This is a genomic window from Ruegeria sp. AL2 (assembly GCF_056540845.1).
Window position 1 is genome coordinate 190,969 of sequence record NZ_JBQFXM010000005.1, and the last position, 17,576, is coordinate 208,544.

A 17,576-nucleotide genomic window follows, 5' to 3' on the forward strand; every position below is an offset into this window, starting at 1 on the left:
AAGCCTCAGCTGGCCTCGTCGAGTAGGGCCAGAACATCATCCTTACCCTCGTTCTGCTTTTTCTTGAGCTTCTTGACTTCGCGTTCAAGCTTGCGGACCTCGCCTTTTTTCACGGTCGCATCGCGGCGGTGTTTATGTTCCCGCAGCCATTCCCACATGAAACCGATGATCAAACCGGCGACAACGCCACCGAGAACGACCAGAAAAAGCGGTAAAGAGGTACTGACGTTAAAGCCCAGAAGCTCGGCCAGAGCATCGGGCATCAGTTTCAGTTCAACAGACTGAACATTCGCCAAGGACACGGAAATCAGAACGATCCCGAGAGTCCCAAGAAAAGCATATCGAAGGTAACGCATCATGAGGTCAGGCTTTACCGTTCAAACGATCCCTGAGCAACTTGCCAGTTTTGAAAAATGGTACACATTTTTCCTCGACCTGAACGGTTTCACCGGTACGGGGGTTGCGCCCTACGCGGGCATCCCGCTTTTTCACCGAAAACGCGCCAAAGCCACGCAGTTCGACCCGGTCGCCGCGCGCCATGGCATCGGTGACTTCTTCGAACACGGTGTTCACAATCCGCTCGACATCACGCTGATAGAGATGCGGGTTTTCGTCAGCGATTTTCTGAATCAGTTCTGAACGGATCATTCGAGATACCCTCCCAGGCAGCCGGTGTGACAGGTCTACTGTTTTGACAGTATAGGAAAAAACCCAGAACGGGGGAACGGATACTCTGCGTGTTGAGGCCTTATTTTGCCATATTCTCACGCGAAATTTTGCCCGACAGGCCGATTTACACACTTCAAGCGCGAACATTATCGAGTTTTAGCAGTGTGTTTGGAACATGTTGATTCGCAACAAAAACGGCCCCGCACTTCCATGCGAGGCCGTAAATCATACTTGGGATGCGCCCCGGGCTTAGTCGCCCGACTTCAGCGCTGCACCCAGAATGTCGCCCAGCGACGCGCCCGAGTCGGAAGAACCGTACTGTTCCACGGCTTCTTTCTCTTCTGCGATCTCGCGTGCCTTGATCGACAGGCCCAGACGGCGGGTCTTGCTGTCAACGTTGGTTACGCGGACATCAACCTTGTCACCGACCGAAAAACGCTCGGGGCGCTGTTCGGAACGGTCACGCGACAGATCGGAACGGCGGATGAACGACTTCATGCCTTCGTACTCGACCTCGATGCCGCCATCTTCGATTGCGGTCACTTCGACAGTGATGACCGAGCCACGCTTCACGCCGCCAACGGCTTCTGCGAACTTGTCACCACCCAGAGCTTTGATCGACAGCGAGATACGTTCTTTTTCGACATCCACTTCCGAGACAACGGCCGAAACCATGTCGCCTTTGCGGTAGTTCTGGATTGCATCCTCGCCACGTTCGTCCCAGGACAGGTCCGACAGGTGAACCATGCCGTCGATGTCGCCCTCGAGGCCAATGAACAAACCAAATTCGGTGATGTTCTTGACTTCGCCTTCGACCTCGGTGCCCTCGGGGTGTGTTTCTGCAAACACTTCCCATGGGTTGCGCTGAGTCTGTTTCAGGCCCAGAGACACGCGGCGTTTGGCGCCGTCGATTTCCAGAACCATGACGTCGACTTCCTGGCTGGTCGAGACGATCTTGCCGGGGTGGACGTTTTTCTTGGTCCAGGACATCTCGGACACGTGCACCAGACCTTCGACACCGGCTTCCAGTTCGACGAATGCGCCGTAGTCGGTGATGTTGGTGACGCGACCCTGATGGACCGAGCCCAGCGGGTACTTGGCGGCAACCAGATCCCACGGATCTTCCTGAAGCTGCTTCATGCCCAGGCTGATGCGGTGAGTGTCTTTGTTGATCTTGATGACCTGAACCTTGATGGTTTCGCCGATCGTCAGGATCTCAGACGGGTGGTTTACACGGCGCCATGCCATGTCAGTGACGTGCAGCAGGCCATCAACGCCGCCCAGGTCAACAAATGCACCATATTCGGTGATGTTCTTGACCACGCCCTCGACGTTCTGACCTTCGGTCAGGTTGCCGATGACTTCGGCGCGCTGTTCGGCACGCGATTCTTCCAGGATTGCGCGACGCGACACAACGATGTTGCCACGGCGGCGGTCCATTTTCAGAATCTGGAACGGCTGCTTCAGACCCATCAGCGGGCCTGCGTCGCGTACGGGGCGTACGTCAACCTGCGAACCAGGCAGGAATGCAACTGCGCCACCCAGATCGACGGTGAAGCCACCTTTGACGCGGCCAAAGATTGCACCATCGACACGCTGGTCGTCGGCATATGCTTTTTCCAGACGATCCCATGCCTCTTCGCGGCGGGCCATCTCGCGCGAGATGACGGCTTCGCCACGGGCGTTTTCTGCGGCACGCAGGTAAACTTCGACCTCGTCGCCGACAGCGATTTCAGGGGCTTCGCCGGGATTTGCGAATTCTTTCAGATCAACGCGACCTTCCATTTTATAGCCGACGTCGATGATGGCTTGACCGGCTTCAATCGCCAGGATCTTGCCTTTGACAACAGAACCCTCTTCGGGCGTGTCCATTTCGAAGCTTTCGTTCAGGAGGGCTTCGAATTCCTCCATGGATGTGTTAGCCATGTGGCGTTCATTTCCTTTACAGTACGTTTTTGCTGGCCGAGCGGTTGTCTCCGCCGGTCTTGTTTCATGACGTCTTCAGGCGTGATCCGGTGCGCCCCGAGCAAACAAACACAAAGGGCCGAGTTAACCCGGCCCTGCTCAGAAACGTCATCCGGACGTTGACCGCCCTTGTATCGACAGCGCGCGTATAGGCTGAATCTTGAACCGGTGCAAGTGCAAAGCCTATGGTGCGCGGCAGCGCGCGCAGGAACTCCTGCCTAGCGCTGATCCCCAATGCAAGATGGCAACCTGAATGATAGCAGGTTCTGACTGAAAAAGTCTGCATGGTCCGCGGCAGGTTCTTGCCCGAAAGAATCTTGGTACCGGGAACCGAACCACGCGGCTAAGCCTCAGCATGCAACGCAAAGGTGATATGTCTCAACTTTTCGCGCGTCACGCGGCGCCCGGCTTCCTGCGTCACAGGATGGATGGTGGAGAATTGGAGAGTGAACGCCAACCATTCGACTGTTTGTACGATCTGCAAGATTTGGTGACGTATCTGAGATTAAACGTTCCGTATCCTTTCCCTAATTTAGCTTTATCGGTCGACAAAGAGGTCGACCCGAAACCAGAACCAAAAGGAAAATATTATGAAATCTCTCATCTTTGCCGCCATGGCGACTGCAATTGCCCTGTCCACCCCGGCCTTTGCCGCTGACGAAATCAACGTGTCCAACGGCATTTCAGCCGCTGGTGCGCCACTGGCCGCACATGGCGTTGATCTGGTTGCATTGGTCAATGATGGCAACCCGGTCGAAGGCTTCGCCACTCACTCGTCAACTTATGACGGAGCCTCCTATTATTTCACGTCCGCCGCGAACCGTGAAGCGTTCGAGGCAAACCCTGCTGCATACCTGCCGCAGCATGGTGGCTTCTGTTCATTCGGCGTATCGGTCGGCAAGAAGTTTGACGGTGACCCGGATCAATACCTTGTCGCAGACGGAAAACTGTTTCTGTTCCTGAACGCGGAAACCCGGGCAGCCTTTTTGAAGGACGTTGTCGCCACCGCAAAGACGGCGGATGACCAATGGGCGAATATCAAAACCGTCGCCGTGGGCGAGCTGTAAGACCTGCCCCGTTTGCCTGCGGCGTTAACGCGTCGCGGGCAGTTTTGCGTTGATCACCTCAAGGGCTTTGGCCAACGCTGCCTCGATACTCAAATCGGTGGTGTCCAACCGCACGGCATCCTCAGCGGGTTTCATCGGAGCGGTGCTGCGCTCAGCATCTCGCGCATCCCGTTCTCTGACATCTGCCAGAACCTGTTCTCGGGTTACGTCAGCGCCTTTTGCACTTAGCTCCAGGAAGCGTCGCTCGGCGCGCACTTCAGCACTGGCTGTTACAAACAGCTTCACTTCGGCATTCGGACAAATCACCGTGCCGATATCACGACCGTCCAGAACGGCCCCACCTGCCCTGCGGGAAAAAGCGCGCTGAAAATTGACCAAGGCTGCACGAACTTCCGGAAGAACCGCCACTTTGGAAGCTGCCTGCGCAATCTCGGCGGTGCGCAGGTCGCCTTGTTCAAGTTCTTCCGCTGTCAGGGCCTGTGCGGCCTCAAGCGCGTCAACCCCTTCCAGGGTCCGCCTTCCGACAGCGCGATACAGCAAGCCCGTGTCCAGATGGGCAAAGCCGAAATGCGCCGCCACAGCCTTGGATATCGTGCCCTTGCCCGCAGCCGCTGGTCCGTCAATGGCAACCGTGAAACTCACGTGCGCTGTACCTTTGCGCCCAGCGACGCCATCAGTGGTTCAAAGATCGGGAACGACGTTGCAATCGGGCCACCATCATCCACGCTTACGGGATTCTGCGCCCCCATACCCATCACCATGAACGACATGGCAATGCGGTGATCCAGAAAGCTTTCGCAGGTGCCGCCGCCCGGAACGTTGCCGATGCCCAGCCCTTCAACCGACCACCAGTCGTCGCCTTCAGCGACTGTCACCCCGTTGGCGCGCAGGCCACGGGCCATGGCGTCAATCCGGTCGCTTTCCTTCACGCGCAGCTCTTTCACGCCGCCCATCATCGTTGTGCCTGTGGCATTTGCAGCCACCACAGACAGAACCGGGTATTCATCAATCATCGAGGCGGCACGCTCGGAAGGAACGTCGATGCCTTTCATGTTGGGCGAGTACTTGGCGCGCAAATCGGCAACCGGCTCGCCCCCTTCTTCGCGTTCGTTTTCATAGGTCAGATCAGCGCCCATCTCGCGCAAGGTTGTAAAAAGGCCCGCGCGTGTGGGGTTCAAACCGATCCCCGGCACCAAAACATCCGATCCAGGTGTGATCAATGCCGCGCACACCGGAAAAGCCGCGCTGGACGGATCGCGCGGTACAGCGATGACCTGTGGCTTCAGCTCCGGGCGACCGGTCAGAGTGATAACACGGCCCTCGTCGGTATCCTCGACCGTGATTTCGGCACCAAATCCAGCCAGCATCCGTTCGGAATGGTCACGCGTAGCCTCTTTCTCGATCACAACGGTCTTTCCGGGGGCATTCAGACCCGCCAAAAGTACGGCGGATTTCACCTGCGCCGACGGCACAGGAACTTCGTATCGCACAGGGGTCGGGTCCGCAGCGCCGACGATGGTCATCGGCAAGCGCCCGCCGGATCGCCCAACCGATTGTGCCCCAAACAAGGCCAGAGGGTCAGTCACCCGCGCCATGGGGCGTTTGTTCAGACTGGCATCACCGGTAAAGGTCGCCGTGATCGGAGAGGTCGCCATCGCCCCCATGATCAGCCGCACACCGGTTCCCGAGTTGCCACAGTCGATCACCTGACCCGGTTCGGCGAAGCCACCGACACCCACGCCGTGCACTGTCCATTCCCCGTTTCCGTGCTCTGTGACCTCAGCGCCGAAGGCACGCATCGCCTTTGCGGTATCCAGTACGTCTTCGCCTTCCAGCAAACCCGAAATCCTGGTTTCACCCACGGCCATCGCACCAAGGATCAGCGACCGGTGCGAAATCGACTTGTCGCCGGGCACCTCGGCCGTGCCGGTCAGCGGGCCGCAGGGATGCGAGGTCATCGGGATGGGCGTGCCGTGTCCGGACATGAGGGCTCCTTTTGCGCTATCAGTGCTCAAGCCGATTAGCGAATTGACGCCCGTTGGTCCAGCGGCAATCAGCCTTTGCGTCGGAAGGTTAGGTAGTGAGGTGTCCGACCCTCGCGCAGCGCCTTCTGTTCGTATCGCGTGGAGATCCAGTCGCCCCACGGCTCGCGCCAGTCAGAAGGGCGTTCGGCCAGCCATTCAAACCCGGCGCGCGGAACCTCTTCCAAGGTCTGACGCACATAATCGGGAATGTCAGTTGCAACCCGGAAGATCGCCCCGGGTTTCAGCACTTTCGCCAGCGGTTCAAGATGTTCCTGGGTTACAAATCGACGGCGATGATGCCGCGTTTTGGGCCATGGGTCGGGATAGAGAAGGAACGCGCGCGAAATGCTGGCCTCTGGCAGCACGTCGAACAGATCGCGCACATCGCCGGGGTGCACGGCAAGGTTTTCAACACCTGCCTGACGGATTCTGCCCAGCAGCATGGCAACACCGTTGATGTATGGCTCGGCCCCGATGATGCCAATGTCAGGATTGTTTTGCGCCTGGTGCACCAGATGCTCACCACCTCCGAAGCCAATTTCCAACCAGACCGGCTTGCCGCCGAACAGATCGTTCAGGTCCAGTGGCTTGCGTTCGGGATTCGAGGCCCAGTCCACGGCGCCGGGCGACAAGGCGGCCAGATCTTCGTTCAGATAGGTCTTTTGACTGGGCTTCAGGGTCTTGCCCTTGAAGCGGCCATAAAAGTTTCTGCGCGGGCGTTGTGGGATCTCGGTGCTCATGGCGGTGGCCATACTGCGCAGTGGAGTACGTTGCAAGGGCCGTGCACCGCCCCAAAAAAAGCGCGCCCCTGAAGGCGCGCTTTGGATTTTTCAGATCAAACTGCGGATTTCAGCGCGTCGACCAGATCAGTGCGTTCCCAGCTAAAACCGCCATCCGCATCCGGTTCGCGGCCAAAGTGACCGTAAGCCGCTGTACGCTGGTAAATCGGCTTGTTCAGCTGAAGGTGCTGACGAATGCCGCGGGGTGTCAGATCCATGACCTCACCAACTGCTTTTTCGATCGCCGCATCTGCAACCTGACCCGTGCCATGCGTGTCTGCATAGATCGAAAGCGGCTTCGATACGCCAATGGCATAGCTCAACTGAATGGTGCAGCGCTCGGCCATACCGGCGGCTACAACGTTTTTCGCCAGATAGCGCGCGGCATAGGCCGCCGAACGGTCAACCTTGGTCGGGTCTTTGCCCGAGAATGCGCCGCCACCATGCGGGGCTGCGCCACCATAGGTATCCACGATGATCTTACGACCGGTCAGACCAGCGTCGCCATCCGGCCCGCCAATAACGAATTTTCCGGTCGGGTTGACGTGCCATTCGGTATCAGCCGACAACCAGCCTTCGGGCAGAGTTTCACGGATATAAGGTTCAACGATGGCGCGGATGTCATCCGACGTCAGCGCCTCGTCCAGATGCTGCGTCGACAGAACGATCGAACTGACGCCGACCGGTTTGCCGTTTTGATAAACGACCGACAATTGAGATTTCGCATCCGGCCCCAGTGCAGGCTCGGTGCCGTTCTTGCGCACTTCGGCCAGACGCCGCAGGATTGCGTGCGAATACTGGATCGGTGCCGGCATAAGCGCAGGCGTCTCGGTTGTCGCGAAGCCGAACATGATGCCCTGGTCGCCAGCGCCTTCGTCCTTGTTGTCCGCGGCATCCACGCCCTGCGCGATATGGGCGGATTGTTCGTGCAGAAGGTTTGTCACCTCGACGGTTTCGTGGTGGAATTTGTCCTGCTCATATCCGATATCTTTCACGCACTCGCGCGCGATCTCTTCGATGCGGCCCATGTAGTCGTGCAGTTTGTCCTTGTCCGACAGACCAACTTCGCCACCGATAACGATGCGGTTGGTCGTGGCAAAGGTTTCGCAGGCCACGCGCGCCTCAGGCTCTTCATTCAGAAATGCATCAAGGACAGCATCTGAGATACGGTCACAGACCTTATCCGGATGCCCTTCAGAAACGGATTCCGAAGTAAAAGTATAGTTCTGTCGGGACATAAATGTGCTCCATTAAGGTTTCTCCGCCACGCCAGGAAGCCGTTGTGACAGACCACAGACGCATACGCTTGCCCAAAGTTGGGGTCAATCTCTAATTGCCCGGTTGCCGCGGGTACCAAACAGCGCCATCGCCAGAATAAACAGTAAGACAACAACGATCGGACTGTCCCCGATACGTGCATAAGCCGTGCGACGGTGTGGTTGCGGCAGCACGGCGTCCACATATCCAGCCTCACCCAGAGCCAACGACGCAGTCAAACGACCCAATGGGTCAATCATGGCCGATACACCGGTATTGGCCGAACGGATCATCGGCAAGCCCTGCTCAATTGCCCTCATCCGGGCTTGTACCAGGTGTTGAAACGGTCCCGACCGTGTTCCAAACCAGGCGTCATTTGTGATTTGCAGCAAGAAATCAGCCCGACCCGGCGCACCGTTCACATCTTGCGGGAAGACGGCTTCGTAGCAAATCAGTGGCAACGCCTTTCCCTGCTTGCCGAGGTCCAACACGGCAGGGCCCGGCCCCGCGCTGAACCCGTGCCCGGTTGTAGTTGCCAGACCACTGATCCCGAAACGCCCCATCAGATCACCCAAGGGGACATATTCGCCGAATGGCGCCAGATGGTGTTTGTCATACACCCCTGCCAGACGCCCGGTTTCATCCAGATAGATCAGCGAGTTGAAAATCCTCGGACCTTCTGCGCGCTGAATCCCCAGTATCACCGGCGCACCCTGCGCGGCATCCGCAATAGTCGACAGAAACGGTTGTGCGCTGCCCAACCATGCGGGAACTGCGGTCTCGGGCCAAACAATCAGGTCAGGTCTAGGAGAGGCTGCAGTATACTCAACCTGACGCGCAAAAAACAAAGGCGCATATGCCGGATCCCATTTTTGATGCTGAGGGGCATTCGGCTGAATCACGCGAACCAGATGCGAACCACCCTGAACGACGGGTCGCGTCGACCCGTAGGCAATCGCCATCGCTGCCATAACGCCGGTTAAACTCAGGGTCCGCGCCAAACCGTCCAAGGGTTTGTCCTGCACCAATGCCGCGCCAATTGGGAATGTTGCGGCAAAGGTCAGCGCATTCAACCCATACGGCCCGACCAGAGACAGCATCTGCGCCACTGGCGTGTCCACCCAGATTTGCGCGACCCCAGCCCATGGAAAGCCGGTCAACACATATCCCCGCGCCACTTCGGCCAGGGACAAAACTGCAACCAGTAATATGCCCTGACGAACTGGCGTGGCACCAATTCTGCGCGACAGGCCGAATGCAGAGGCCCAGAACAAGGCCAGTCCGCCCGCTAAGAACACCAACGCAAACGGGGCCATCCAGGCATGGCGTTCAGCATCTACCTGAAACGGCTCAATGATCCAGCCAAGGGCATGGGCAAAATAGCCGGTCGCGAAGGCCCAGCCGACCCATGCCGCCCGGCCTCGGGTTTCGCTGGCAAGGAAGATCGGCACAATCAGGACCAGAGCCAAAACGGTTGCGCCCCAATACAGATGAGGCGCCTGACCAAACGCGCCTACACCGCCAAGGGCGGCAGCGACCAACAATCTCAATGATAATGGCCAGCCCCGTACTGGGGTCATGCAGCAACGTCCGGCAGCATGACGCGCAGCCGTTTGATACGGCGTGGATCGGCTTCGATCACTTCGAATTCCGGACCTTCTGGATGAATGACAACTTCACCCCGCGCCGGAACGCGGCCGGAGAGCATAAACACAAGCCCGCCCAGAGTATCGATTTCCTCTTCGTCGACGTCTTCATGACTGGTCAGAGACCGGCCAATCTCAGCCTCGAAATCTTCGAGCGGCACACGCGCCTGCACCACATAACATCCGGGCTTTTCCTGCACCCAAAGCTGGTCTTCATCCGCATCGTGCTCGTCAGCGATTTCGCCGACGACCTGCTCGATCAGGTCTTCGATCGTGAGCAGTCCATCAACGCCGCCATATTCATCAATCACCAATGCCATGTGACGCCGCTCGGTTTGCATCTTGGTCAACAAGACGCCGATTGGCATGGATGGCGGCACGAACAATAGCGTCCGCAGCATCGAGGTCAGATCAAACTCTTTGCCGCCACCGTTGAAACCGTGGGTCAGGGCAAAATCCTTGAGATGAACAAAACCAAGCGGTGTATCCAAGGTTCCCTCATAGACAGGAATCCTTGACATACCACTGCTCCGGAAAACATCCGCCAGTTCATCTTTTGTGATCGTTGAAGGTACCGAGACGATTTCAGCGGTAGGGATGGCAACATCCTCAACGCGCATCCGGCGCAGGTTAATCATCCCGCGTGGCTGCGCCACAGCCGCGTTTTGTCCGTTCACCGTCTGGTCCGGTTGAGTATCATCGCTCGAAAACACTTCGAGGATTCGAGAAAACAGACCGGTTTTCTCTTCCGTTTCAGTACTGCTGTCCTGAGGTTGCGCGCTTTGCGCCGCCCTAGAACTGCCTTCTATATCGCCCATTACCTTGTTCCAACTGATCGGGTCTTGAACCCACATTATACCTTATATGGGTCATCAATACCCAATTTGCCAAGTATCTTGACCTCAATCCCTTCCATCAAGGTGGCATCGGGGTCACGAATGTGATCATAACCCAGCAAATGCAACGTTCCGTGAACAAGCAAATGGGTCACATGGTCACTCATTGCCTTGTTGGCCTCGGCCGCCTCGCGGGCACAGGTGTCATAGGAAATCGCAATATCGCCCAGAACAATCTCGCCGGTAAAATCCGGCTCTGGCAGGCGTGGTGATTGCCCTGGCTCATCCGGAGCTAGGTCTTCCGCAGGCCAGCTCAGCACATTGGTGGGCGTCGGTTTACCGCGAAATTCAGCGTTCAGTTCTGAAATCCGCGCATCGTTGCACCCCAGAATACTGACTTCGCACTGCTCCGGGGCCAATCCGCAATGGGTCAGAACGGCGTTAATCGCCTTTTGTGACAAGACCTCAAGATCTTGCCACCTTTCGTCTTCGAAAATGAGTTCCAGGGTCATCTTACCGCGCAACAGCCTCGTTAGCGGGCTATGTGTTCACGTGGTTTCACGGCCCGCATCGGCCTCATACGCCTCGATGATCGCAGCGACAAGCGGGTGACGCACCACGTCTTTCGAGGTGAAGTAGTTGAAGCTGATATTCGGGATTGTTTTCAACAACCTCTCAGCATCCGCCAAGCCCGATTGAACGCCACGCGGCAAATCGACCTGTGACCGGTCGCCAGTTATGACCATGCGGCTTCCTTCGCCCAGACGGGTCAGGAACATCTTCATCTGCATCGTGGTGGCGTTTTGCGCTTCATCCAGAACCACAAATGCGTTGGCCAGCGTACGACCGCGCATAAAGGCCAGCGGAGCGATTTCGATTCGTTTTTCTTCGATCAGCTTGGCCAACTGTTTTCCGGGCAGAAAATCGTTCAGCGCGTCATAAAGCGGCTGCATGTAAGGGTCGACCTTGTCCTTCATGTCACCCGGCAGATAGCCCAGTTTTTCGCCCGCCTCGACCGCCGGACGGCTCAGGATGATTCGGTCCACATGCCCGCCGATGAACATCGAAACCCCGACCGCCACCGCCAGATAGGTCTTACCCGTCCCCGCCGGACCAATTCCAAAGGCCAGCTCATTCTTGAACAGTGACTGGACATAGGCTTTCTGGGCGTCGGTGCGCGGTTCAACCAACTTCTTGCGGGTTTTGATCTCGACCGAACCGCCCTTGAACATCTCAAGCTGATCGCCATCGCGGCTACCGGTTCCCTGTTCCGAAACACCCATCCGCAACTCGCGATCGACGTCTGCTGCCTCAACCTCGCGCCCACCTTCAAGCCGAGTGTAAAGCGATTGAAGCACTTCAACCGCCTGTTTCTGAGCATCTTCATCGCCCATCACAACAAGCTGATTGCCGCGGCGTACAATCTGGACCGAAAGCTTGGTTTCGATCTCAGCCAGATTGCGGTCATATTCACCGCACAGGTCAATCAGCAATCGGTTGTCGGGAAATTCTACGAACGCCTCGTGTTGGGGCATTTCATCTTGCGGTGGGGTCAGGGCACCGATGGCCAATCCGCTCTCCTGTCTTGGCTGTTCACCCCGAGCGTAGACAACAAATCTTGGTAGGCGCAAGCCACAGTTTAAAAAATAAATGCTGAGATGTCATAACAGCCGATTTAACGGTGATTGGTTGCCGATTGGATGAACATCAGAAGGTGTAATTCAGCCCGAATCTTAATCCGCTGTATTTTGGTGTGGACTTTGTGGAGAAGCCAGAACTGAACTGGATGTCTTTTGATTGGAACTGGACATATTCATATTCGCCCGTAATCGACCAATTGTCGGACAACTTATGCTCGGCCCCTATGCTTGCCGAATAGCCGTTCCGCCGATCTGACACCGGGAAATTCTGAACCGAGGTGGCCGATGCAATACTGTTGGTTGTTTCCACATCGCCCCACAGATATCCGACGCTAAAAAAATACAGAATTCGTCCGCTGCGGTTCGTCAGACCATTGCGAAATCGGACTGCCAGAACATCCGATATCTTTGTTCCGCCCTGCACATTGACGCTGCCGATCCGCCTGCTGACAGTGTCGTCAAGAGATCCGAATTCATACCCGATTTCGAAGCCGTAGACATAGTCGCGCCCTTCCCTTGCAGGTAAAATGCCACGCCAGCCGCCCCGGACCCCCCCGTATGCTCCCGACAAATCCTGATCACCGATATCAAACTGTCCGCCGGGTGTTGTCAGGCCAAATCGATCGTCCCCACCAGCGCCATAACCACCAGTAAGCCCCAGATAAAAAGCACTGACATCGCTGCTGAATCTTTTCGGGCTGACCACTTCCGGATCGCTTATCTCACCTTTCAAATCACCGGCAATGGATGCGCTGGCAATCAGTGTAACAGCGGCAGTTAGTGTCAGCGTTTTCAACCTGCTCAGGCTCGTAAAGCTATTGAAAGTCGTCACTCGTACCTCCCTCATCCCGTTTTCCGGGACCGGCATATTGCCGATTTGCAGGCGCAAATCCTTGCGCCCCGAAAACCATGGCTCCTCTCGGAGCATAGTTCCAAGCAATAAATCAAGGGTAAATTTTGGAAATAAACACCAACTATGGTGTCCGGGAGGTGTAAACACCGATCTACAGCAACTCACCGGCCAGAGAATTCGCCCCCGACGCAGTGATCCGGACCTCTCTCAAGTCACCCGTGGCGATCTCTGGTCCTTTTACGTGCACCGAATGCAGGTATTCGGACTTTCCAACCATCTGTTCGGGCAGGCGACCCGGTTTCTCGAAAAGAACGCGGACTGTGCGTCCAACCATACCGTCCTGAATTTCCCGCTGATGACGCGTGATCAAGGCCTGAAGCCGCTGCAACCGTTCATCTGACACTGCCGGATCAACCTGGGCTCGTTCAGCCGCTGGGGTTCCCGGACGTGTGGAGTATTTGAAGGAATAGGCGTAGCCGTATTTGACCTCTTCGACCAAATCCATCGTGGCCTGAAAATCATCTTCGGTTTCTTCGGGGAAACCAACGATGAAGTCTCCCGACATCACGATATCAGGCCGCGCCGCGCGAATGCGTTCGACCAGCCGCAGATAGCTTTCCGCCGTATGGCTGCGGTTCATCCGCTTGAGGATACGGTCCGAACCCGACTGAACCGGCAAGTGTAGATAGGGCATCAGCTTGTCACAGGTGCCATGCGCCTCGATCAGGTCGTCGGCCATGTCGTTCGGGTGCGAGGTCGTAAAGCGGATGCGTTCCAGCCCGTCGACCTTGTTCAATTCCCAGATCAAGCCGGCAAGTGTCATGTCACCATTTGCCCCGGCACCGTGATAGGCGTTGACGTTTTGGCCCAGCAACGTGATCTCGCGCACCCCGCGCTCGACCAGATCATTGGCTTCGCGGATGATGCGATCCGCTGGACGGCTGACTTCAGCACCGCGCGTATAAGGAACCACGCAGAAGGCGCAGAATTTATCACAGCCCTCCTGAACAGTCAGAAACGCCGTCGGGCCGCGCTTGGCCTTGGGGCGGTTTTTCAGTTTTTCGAACTTGTCCTCTTCGGGGAAATCCGTGTCCAGCGCCTTTTCGCCCGCTCGGGTCTTTGCCTCCATCTCGGGCAGGCGGTGATAGCTTTGCGGACCGACCACCAGATCAACCAGCGGCTGGCGGCGCATGATCTCTTCGCCTTCAGCCTGAGCGACACAGCCCGCCACGCCGATTTTCAAATCAGGCTTCTCGGCCTTCAGACCCTTGAAGCGCCCCAGTTCGGAATACACTTTCTCTGCCGCTTTCTCGCGGATGTGGCAGGTGTTCAGCAGGATCATATCCGCATCTTCGGGGGTCTGGGTTTCAACATAACCCTGCCCGCCCAGCGCCTCGGACATGCGTTCGCTGTCATAGACATTCATCTGACAGCCATAGGTCTTGATAAACAGCTTCTTCGGTTCGGACATGAGACGGGCCTTTGCATTCGCTGGACCGGCGTCGTCTATCTGCTTCGAACGCCGCTTGCAATGCGGGCGCAATTACCCGAATTTGGCGGAACTTTCCAGCAAGACAAAACCGAAAACAGCCGATGCAATACGATTCCCTCGACCATTTCCTGAAAGCCGGGCAGCCCGCAATGGCGCAAGGCCCCGTTGCGATGGTCTTTGCCGAGGACGAGGTCGAGTTGGAAAGCACTCTGCATCACCATCTGAAGCTAGGGTTCAAATCCGTTATCGCCTTCATGCCTCAGGAGTTCCGACTAGAGCCCGCGTTGACCGACCGAGTGCATCGGGTCACCTTGAAATGCGTTCCCCGAACGGTGGTTTTCGATACCCTGAACAGAATAATTCAGGCCGCACCCGGCATCTGGATGTATTACTGCTATAACGCCGAATACCTGTTCTTTCCGTTTTGCGAAACGCGCAGCATTGGCGAAATGCTGGCCTTTCACAGCGAAGAACGCCGCAATGCGATGCTGAGCTACGTCATCGACCTTTATGCCGAGGACCTGACCGCTTTTCCCAACGGTGTCGCCCCCGAACAGGCTTTGTTCGACAAAACGGGTTACTATGCCCAATCACGCCACGACCCTGATGGCCAACCACTGGACCGTCAGGTGGACCTGTCAGGTGGCTTGCGCTGGCGGTTCGAGGATCACATTCCCTATGAACGCCGTCGCATCGACCGCATCGCCCTGTTCAAGGCGCAAAAGGGCCTGATCCTGAAATCCGACCACACGTTCAATGAGCCGGAATACAATACCTATTCCTGCCCATGGCATCACAACGTGACCGCGGCTATCTGTTCCTTCCGCGCCGCGAAGGCGCTCAAAACAAATGCCGGGTCGACTTTTGACATTCCAAGTTTTAGCTGGCGCAACTCCGTGCCTTTTGAATGGCACTCGCGGCAGCTGCTGGATCTGGGCCTGATCGAATCAGGCCAATGGTTCTGAAGCGCCTCAGCGCTGAAACAGGACCGGAAACCAGTCTTCTCGCAGACGCTGCCCCGGCGTCATGTCATGGCCGGGAAACGGTGGAGAGGTTCTGCCTGGACGCTCTACATACCTTGCGTCATCGCCGACCAGCCGCAGAGAAAAGGCGCGGCGACGGCTGTCCGAGTGGTTTCCTCGCGCACCGTGAAGGGTGCGATAATTGAAGGCAACGGCGTCACCGGGGTCCATTTCGAATTCGACGACCTTCATGCCCTCGGCATCCGGGTCCGGCACAGGGATGTACTGGCCTTCATCCGGGAAAAAACCTTCCTCAGAAACCCAGCGGGTTGGCAGCACCTCTTTCTCCCACCGGTGAGAGCCCGCGACACAGCGCAACGTCGCCTGCCTGACCGGATCCAGCGGAGACCAGAAGCTGATGGTTTGCTGACCCTCAACGAAGTAATATGGGCCATCCTGATGCCAGGGCGTGGCCATGGATGTCCCGGGCTCTTTTACCAATACGTGGTCGTGAAACACCTGAACACTTTTCGACTGCATCAGGTCCGCTGCGACCTCGGCCGCGGGCGAGTTTTCGATCACCTCGCGGAACTGCGGGATGCGGGTCCAGTTGCAATAATCGTCAAAGAACAGACCCGTTTGACCCTCTTTCTTGTTTTCTGATGCATACAGGCCAGGCTCTGCCATATTCGCGGCAATGCCGTCGCGCAGTTGATCCACATAATCTGCAAACAGCCCTTTGATCAGAACGACGCCATCATCCTGATACGTTGTGATCATCTCTTGAGTTACAAGCGGGTGAGGCATCCGGGTCTCCATTCGTTTTCCAATCTTTTGCGTTGAAGGAGTGTTCTGTTCAAATCATATCTTTCGAAGTTATAATTAACTTTATGTTATACATTTCACTGCGTCAGTACGAATATGTTTGCGCGGTCGGGCGCCACGGCAGCCTGTCCGCAGCCGCACAATACCTGAATGTATCGCAACCGGCCCTGTCCACAGCCCTGACGCGTGTCGAAGCACATTTGGGACACCCGCTGTTTATCCGCCGCCGAGGCTCGGCCATGGCGCTGACGCCTCAGGGGAGAAAATTCATCGATCAGGCCGAGACCCTTCTGAAAGACGCAGCCCAAATCGAGTCATCAGAAACACCGTCGCCGGGCACGACACGTCTAAGACTGGGGTGTTTTACGGACCTCGCCCCCTTCCTGCTGGCACCCGCCCTGCACCATTTGCGCGATGCTTTTCCAAACATCGCTATCACTTACTTTGCTGCGTCCTTTGAAGGGCTGCTGAACAGATTGATTGATGGCCAGATCGATATTGCCATCACTTACGAGCTGACAATGGATGCGGGGTTCACACGAGCAAAACTGTTCGACAGTCGGCCAAAGGCCCTTATGCCCCCGGATCATCTATTGGCGACAGCAGGCACGGTCTCACTGGCTGACTTGGCTGCTCACCCGTTGATCCTGTCAACAGAAGGCTGGTCGGCACAACACATCCTCAGTCTCTTCCGGCGCAACGGTCTGCACCCGACTGTCGCGCATAGGGCGGCGTCGATTGAGATCCAGCGCAGTCTTGCCGCCCATGGCGAAGGGATCGGGATCAGCTATACCAGCCCGCTCAGCCCGGTCAGTTATGACAATAAACGTCTTGTCAGTGTTCCGATCAGCAATCAGGACGCAACTGAATCCGTTGTTCTTGCGCGCCACGGAACAGGGCCCGCTGACGCAACCATTGATCAGGTTGAACGTTTGTTATTGGCGAGTTTGAAAGGTGGTCTTGGCGCTACTTTTTGCGCAGGCGAATGACAACGTCAACCGAGGCAATCTCGACCCCTTCGGGCGCTTCGGGCAGGCGCTGGATCACCAATTGGTCCGATGGCGCATCACTCAGGCGTGCCTCGTCTTCCCAATAAAAATGAGGGTGATCATGCGTGTTCGTGTCGAAATAGCTTTTTGACCCGTCCACAGTGATTTCCTGCAGAACGCCGGCGTCGCAAAACGCACGCAGGGTATTGTAAACCGTCGCCAGTGATACAGCGTCACCATTCGCCTTGGCAGATTCAAACAGGCTCTCGGCGGTAACGTGACGATGGCGGCCATCGCCCACCAATAGCTCGGCCAACGCCACACGCTGACGTGTCGGACGCAGGCCAGCGTTCACCAGCCAACCCGTAGCTATATCGCCGCTCTGCGGTGTCATTGATCCAATACCCATAGTGACTTCCATTATATATAGGAGCGCATGGTTGGCAATTTCAAATGAAATTCATTCGCAAAGAACGCGGTATACACAACATGATGTGGCCGCTGCTCTTGCAGGACCTTGCAAACGGGTGCTAGACGAGGCCAGATATTACGAACGGACCCACGGCAGGAGA

The 17,576-nt window shown here is 56.7% G+C and carries 18 protein-coding genes and 1 riboswitch; of the genes, 3 read left to right on the plus strand and 15 right to left on the minus strand.

The window, feature by feature from the left end; all coding sequences use genetic code 11:
- Positions 1-5: 5 nt before the first annotated feature.
- The 3 genes from ACR0ID_RS09655 to rpsA all read right to left on the minus strand — a co-directional run bounded on the left by ACR0ID_RS09655 (position 6) and on the right by rpsA (position 2,595).
- On the minus strand, positions 6-356 hold the full coding sequence (locus ACR0ID_RS09655) for a LapA family protein (protein ID WP_267365457.1): 351 nt from the start codon (positions 354-356) through the stop codon (positions 6-8).
- Positions 357-363: 7 nt separating this feature from the next.
- The gene (gene ihfB, locus ACR0ID_RS09660) at positions 364-648 is read right to left on the minus strand and encodes an integration host factor subunit beta (protein ID WP_050603110.1); all 285 of its coding nucleotides are present in this window, start codon (positions 646-648) and stop codon (positions 364-366) included.
- Positions 649-918: 270 nt separating this feature from the next.
- Complete coding sequence (gene rpsA, locus ACR0ID_RS09665; protein ID WP_480473784.1) at positions 919-2,595, minus strand: 30S ribosomal protein S1; 1,677 nt, start codon at positions 2,593-2,595, stop codon at positions 919-921.
- 629 nt (positions 2,596-3,224) lie between these two features.
- On the opposite strand from rpsA, the gene ACR0ID_RS09670 reads away from it, so the two are divergent.
- The gene (locus tag ACR0ID_RS09670) at positions 3,225-3,701 is read left to right on the plus strand and encodes a YHS domain-containing (seleno)protein (RefSeq protein WP_480473785.1); all 477 of its coding nucleotides are present in this window, start codon (positions 3,225-3,227) and stop codon (positions 3,699-3,701) included.
- Positions 3,702-3,725: 24 nt separating this feature from the next.
- Here the strand turns inward: ACR0ID_RS09670 and cmk are convergent, their stop codons facing one another.
- The 10 genes from cmk to miaB all read right to left on the minus strand — a co-directional run bounded on the left by cmk (position 3,726) and on the right by miaB (position 14,207).
- Positions 3,726-4,343, minus strand: coding sequence for a (d)CMP kinase (cmk, locus tag ACR0ID_RS09675; RefSeq protein WP_480488256.1), 618 nt, complete (start codon positions 4,341-4,343; stop codon positions 3,726-3,728).
- Complete coding sequence (gene aroA / locus ACR0ID_RS09680) at positions 4,340-5,686, minus strand: 3-phosphoshikimate 1-carboxyvinyltransferase (RefSeq protein ID WP_480488258.1); 1,347 nt, start codon at positions 5,684-5,686, stop codon at positions 4,340-4,342. The genes cmk and aroA overlap by 4 nt, the downstream gene beginning before the upstream one ends.
- 68 nt (positions 5,687-5,754) lie before the next feature.
- Positions 5,755-6,465, minus strand: a complete 711-nt coding sequence (gene trmB, locus ACR0ID_RS09685) for a tRNA (guanosine(46)-N7)-methyltransferase TrmB (protein WP_480605075.1) — start codon at positions 6,463-6,465, stop codon at positions 5,755-5,757.
- Positions 6,466-6,560: 95 nt separating this feature from the next.
- Positions 6,561-7,742 (minus strand): methionine adenosyltransferase, encoded by a 1,182-nt coding sequence (gene metK, locus ACR0ID_RS09690; protein ID WP_480605077.1) that lies wholly within the window; start codon positions 7,740-7,742, stop codon positions 6,561-6,563.
- Positions 7,743-7,747: 5 nt separating this feature from the next.
- Positions 7,748-7,796, minus strand: a riboswitch (SAM-SAH riboswitch).
- A gap of 30 nt (positions 7,797-7,826) precedes the next feature.
- The gene (lnt, locus tag ACR0ID_RS09695; protein ID WP_480605079.1) at positions 7,827-9,341 is read right to left on the minus strand and encodes an apolipoprotein N-acyltransferase; all 1,515 of its coding nucleotides are present in this window, start codon (positions 9,339-9,341) and stop codon (positions 7,827-7,829) included.
- On the minus strand, positions 9,338-10,225 hold the full coding sequence (locus ACR0ID_RS09700; RefSeq protein ID WP_480476819.1) for a hemolysin family protein: 888 nt from the start codon (positions 10,223-10,225) through the stop codon (positions 9,338-9,340). The genes lnt and ACR0ID_RS09700 overlap by 4 nt, the downstream gene beginning before the upstream one ends.
- A 35-nt stretch (positions 10,226-10,260) precedes the next feature.
- Positions 10,261-10,755, minus strand: a complete 495-nt coding sequence (gene ybeY, locus ACR0ID_RS09705; RefSeq protein ID WP_480473791.1) for an rRNA maturation RNase YbeY — start codon at positions 10,753-10,755, stop codon at positions 10,261-10,263.
- A gap of 36 nt (positions 10,756-10,791) precedes the next feature.
- Complete coding sequence (locus tag ACR0ID_RS09710; RefSeq protein WP_480494855.1) at positions 10,792-11,814, minus strand: PhoH family protein; 1,023 nt, start codon at positions 11,812-11,814, stop codon at positions 10,792-10,794.
- A 136-nt stretch (positions 11,815-11,950) separates the two neighbouring features.
- A complete protein-coding gene (locus ACR0ID_RS09715; protein ID WP_480605081.1) occupies positions 11,951-12,772 on the minus strand; it encodes an outer membrane protein in 822 nt (273 codons plus the stop codon).
- A 115-nt stretch (positions 12,773-12,887) separates the two neighbouring features.
- Complete coding sequence (gene miaB, locus ACR0ID_RS09720) at positions 12,888-14,207, minus strand: tRNA (N6-isopentenyl adenosine(37)-C2)-methylthiotransferase MiaB (protein ID WP_480518731.1); 1,320 nt, start codon at positions 14,205-14,207, stop codon at positions 12,888-12,890.
- A 122-nt stretch (positions 14,208-14,329) separates the two neighbouring features.
- Here miaB and ACR0ID_RS09725 point away from each other — a divergent pair, with 122 nt between their 5' ends.
- Positions 14,330-15,193, plus strand: coding sequence for a hypothetical protein (locus ACR0ID_RS09725; protein WP_480473795.1), 864 nt, complete (start codon positions 14,330-14,332; stop codon positions 15,191-15,193).
- 6 nt (positions 15,194-15,199) lie between these two features.
- On the opposite strand, the gene ACR0ID_RS09730 is transcribed toward ACR0ID_RS09725, so the two are convergent.
- Positions 15,200-15,997 carry a phytanoyl-CoA dioxygenase family protein gene (locus ACR0ID_RS09730; protein ID WP_480605083.1) on the minus strand — a complete coding sequence of 266 codons (798 nt, stop codon included), beginning with the start codon at positions 15,995-15,997 and terminating at the stop codon, positions 15,200-15,202.
- 83 nt (positions 15,998-16,080) lie between these two features.
- On the opposite strand from ACR0ID_RS09730, the gene ACR0ID_RS09735 reads away from it, so the two are divergent.
- A complete protein-coding gene (locus ACR0ID_RS09735; protein WP_480605085.1) occupies positions 16,081-17,004 on the plus strand; it encodes a LysR family transcriptional regulator in 924 nt (307 codons plus the stop codon).
- Here the strand turns inward: ACR0ID_RS09735 and irrA are convergent.
- Positions 16,982-17,398: an iron response transcriptional regulator IrrA gene (gene irrA / locus ACR0ID_RS09740; RefSeq protein WP_267366106.1), complete on the minus strand. Its 417-nt coding sequence runs from the start codon at positions 17,396-17,398 to the stop codon at positions 16,982-16,984. The genes ACR0ID_RS09735 and irrA overlap by 23 nt on opposite strands.
- Positions 17,399-17,576 lie beyond the last annotated feature (178 nt).